Consider the following 3,639-nt stretch of genomic DNA (forward strand, 5'->3'; position numbering starts at 1 on the left):
CCACGAGTACTACACCGGCATGGCGACGCACATGCTGCACGCCACCTTCGGAAGGCCGCTTCAATTGTTCGATCCCGCCGGCATCCTCGCCTTTGAGGATCATCTGTCCTACTCCCATCGCAGCGAACTGCACATCAAGAACGGCCTGCTGCCCAACGTGCGCGAATTGTCGGATGCACACCGTGCCTTCGTCGATGACTACGGTGTGCGCAATCATGGCTATCTCGACAGTATCGACGGCAAACCCGCTGAGGGTTCCGAAGGTATTTCTCACGCAATGATGGCCGAGCTGTATGCGCTGCCGGGGCAAGTCGTCGTCGGCACTGATTCGCATACGCCGCATAGCGGGGCGCTCGGCTGCCTTGCGTTCGGCGTAGGGACGACGGACATGGCCAACGCGTTCGTGACGGGTGCTGTGCGCCTGACGGTGCCGCAGTCGCTGCGCATCGACATGCGCGGGTCCGCGAGTGCCGGCGTCACCGCGAAGGATCTGGTACTGCATCTGCTCGCTAACCCAAAGATTCGGGCGGGACTGGGCGTAGGCAAAGTATTTGAATTCATGGGCCCGGTGGTCGCCCGGCTCAAGACCGACGAACGGGCGACGCTCACCAACATGACAGCCGAGCTTGGCGGTTTCACCGGCATCGTGGCGCCGGACGGGGAGACGGTGCGCTTCCTGAAAGAGCGACGCGGCGTCGATTTCACGATCGAACCGTGGATGCAAAGCGATCCCGATGCCGTGTACGCGGACACGATCGTGCTTGACTGCACCGTCATCAAGCCGATGGTGGCTTTGCCCGGTGATCCGGGTAATGGCGTCGCGATCGACGAGTTGCAGGAGCGGCCGGCGATCGACGTCGCTTATGGCGGTTCGTGCACGGCGGGCAAGCGAGATGACTTCGATCACTATCACGCAGTGCTTGCGTGGGCGGCCCAACGTGGGTTGCGCGTGCCCAAACACGTGAAGTTGTACCTTCAGTTCGGCACCACCGACGTTCGCGATTACTGTGTGTCGCGCGGCTACATTGAGACGTTCGAACGCGTCGGGGCCGAGATGTTGCAGCCCTCTTGCGGCGCCTGTGCGAATTGCGGCCCCGGATCTTCCACCGACGCGTCTCAAGTCACTGTAAGCGCAATCAACCGCAATTTTCCGGGCCGCTCGGGACCCGGGCAGGTCTGGTTGGCAAGTCCGCCGACCGTTGCAGCGAGCGCGATTGCTGGCGAGATTGTCTCGTTCGACGAACTTCGGCAGCGTCACGCATGAAGATCGCGGTCATCGCCGGTGACGGCATAGGTCCAGAAGTCATTGCGCAATCGCTGCAGGTGCTCCGCGCGTTGAGGCCGTTCGGCTTCGAATTTTCGGTCGAAGCCGCACTCGCCGGTGCGTCTGCATTCGAGCAGTGCGCAAATCCGCTGCCGGAGTCGACCGTAAATATCGCAATGCAATCCGATGCCGTGCTGTTTGGCGCCGTGGGTGATGCACGCTATGACCATGTTGATCGCGCGCTTCGTCCGGAGCAGGCAATTCCTGGATTGCGCAAACAGCTCGGGCTGTACGCCAGCCTTAGGCAGGTGAAGATCGAGCCGGAACTTGCATCGCTTTCGCCGCTGACGCCCGAGCGGGTGAGGGGACTGGACCTGCTAATCGTGCGGGAGTTGTCCGGCGACGTCTACATGGGCACGCCGCGCGGTCAGCGTGTGATTGCGGACGGGCCGGGAGGCGGTGAGCGGGAAGGTTTCGACACGATGCGTTATTGCGAGTCGGAGGTGCGGCGCGTCGCGCAGATTGCCTTTGACGCGGCACGCGCACGCAGCAAATGTTTGTGCAGCGTCGACAAGGCAAACGTGTTGGAAACTTCAAGGCTCTGGCGGCAGGTGGTGACAGAACTCGGCAAGGACTATCCGGATATTGCGGTGACCCATCAGTACGCTGACAACGCCGGCGTGCAGATGATTGTCCAGCCGATGGCGTTCGACACCATCGTCACTGGCAATCTGTTTGGCGACCTGCTGTCCGATGCGGCGTCGGCGCTGACCGGGGTCAACGAGGCCGAGCCTGTACGAAGCCGGGCATGGCAGTGCACTGAATATCGCAGGGCAGGATCGGGCCAATCCGATTGCATGCATCCGCGAGGCAGCATTGATGTTGCGCCACGCCGGTGGGCGCCACGCCGGTGGGCGCCACGCCGGTGGGCGCCACGATCTTGCGAATCGTATTGAAGCGTCGGTGCAACAGGTTTTGCGGCAGGGATTGCGCACGGCGGACATCTATCGACCGGGCACCCGACTCGTCGGTACGCGGCAAATGGGCGAACCGATCGCGTGTTCGATCGGACAGCCCTGAGTTCCGTTGGCCTGATCCGGTTAAACACCTTTTCCGGTCAAACGGTTATAAAAGCAGGAGACAAGCATGGCCAGCGCACAACCCGTTTTGCAGAACCTCCAGCCGGCGGCAGACGCGGCCAGTCCGAGCCACGTCGACCGCATCGGCGATGGCGGCACCATCTCGGCCCGTCTGGACCGATTGCCCGCGACGCGCGCAGTCTGGAAACTCATCGTTTTGCTGAGCCTTGGCTTCTTCTTCGAGATCTATGATCTGCTTTTCAGCGGCTATATCGCGCCAGGTCTCGTCAGAAGCGGCATCCTCACGTCGACGACGGCAGGACTTTTTGGCACTTCCGGCGTCGCCAGTTTTATCGCCGCGCTGTTCTCCGGACTGTTTGTTGGCACCATCGCCTGCGGCTTTCTCGCCGACCGCTTCGGCCGGCGCGCGATCTTCACCTATGCGCTGCTGTGGTACGTCGTGGCAAATACGGTGATGCTGCTTCAAACGTCGGCTTTAGGCCTCAATACCTGGCGCTTTATTTCAGGGCTCGGCATTGGCGTTGAATTGATTACGATCGGCACCTACATGTCCGAGCTCGCACCCAAGCATCTACGCGGCCGTGCATTCGCAATTTGTCAGGCGGTGGGCTTTTCCGCCGTGCCGGTGGTGGCCTTCCTGTCCTATCTGTTGGTGCCGCGCACGCCGTTCGGCATTGCCGGCTGGCGCTGGGTGGTGCTGCTCGGTGGTAGCAGCGCACTGATGATTTGGTGGTTCCGACGCAATCTGCCCGAGAGCCCTCGGTGGCTAGCCAGTAAAGGACGGCTGGAAGAAGCGGACGCAGTGCTCAGTCAGCTCGAAGCAAAGGTTCAGAAAGAGTACGGCGAGCCGCTGCCGGTGCCTGGACCTGCCGAGCCGGTAATTAGCAATGCCGGTTTCAGCGATATGTGGAAGCCGCCTTATCGCGAACGCACGGTGATGCTGATTATCTTCCACGTATTCCAGACGGTCGGGTTTTTCGGTTTCGCAAACTGGGTGCCAACCTTGCTCGTCAAGCAAGGCATCACGGTGACGTCAAGCCTCCTGTACACAACTGTCATCGGACTCGCGGCGCCTATTGGCCCGCTTCTTGGCTACTGGATTGCCGACCGCTTCGAGCGCAAGCATGTGATCGTCGTGATGGCGGCCGCGAACGTGATCTGCGGATTGTTGTTCAGCCAGGCGTCGGGCGCGGTTTTGCTGGTATCGCTTGGCGTGTGTTTGACGCTGGCCGGCAACATCATTTCGTACAGCTACCACGCCTATCAAACCGAGTT

The 3,639-nt window shown here is 61.2% G+C and carries 2 protein-coding genes and 1 pseudogene; all 3 read left to right on the forward strand.

All coding sequences use genetic code 11. The annotated features are described in order from the left end of the window. Positions 1 to 1,264, forward strand: a 1,264-nt coding sequence (locus ACFFAR_RS27865) for an aconitase family protein (RefSeq protein ID WP_375508879.1), incomplete at its 5' end; no start/stop codon positions are given. Then, positions 1,261 to 2,344: pseudogene (gene leuB / locus ACFFAR_RS27870) on the forward strand (3-isopropylmalate dehydrogenase). The gene ACFFAR_RS27865 and the pseudogene leuB, both read left to right, overlap by 4 nt. Positions 2,345 to 2,410: 66 nt before the next feature. Next, on the forward strand, positions 2,411 to 3,639 hold a 1,229-nt coding region (locus ACFFAR_RS27875), incomplete at its 3' end, for an MFS transporter (protein WP_375508880.1).

Origin of the sequence: uncultured Caballeronia sp., from assembly GCF_964243625.1 — a bacterium.
Classification (GTDB): domain Bacteria; phylum Pseudomonadota; class Gammaproteobacteria; order Burkholderiales; family Burkholderiaceae; genus Caballeronia.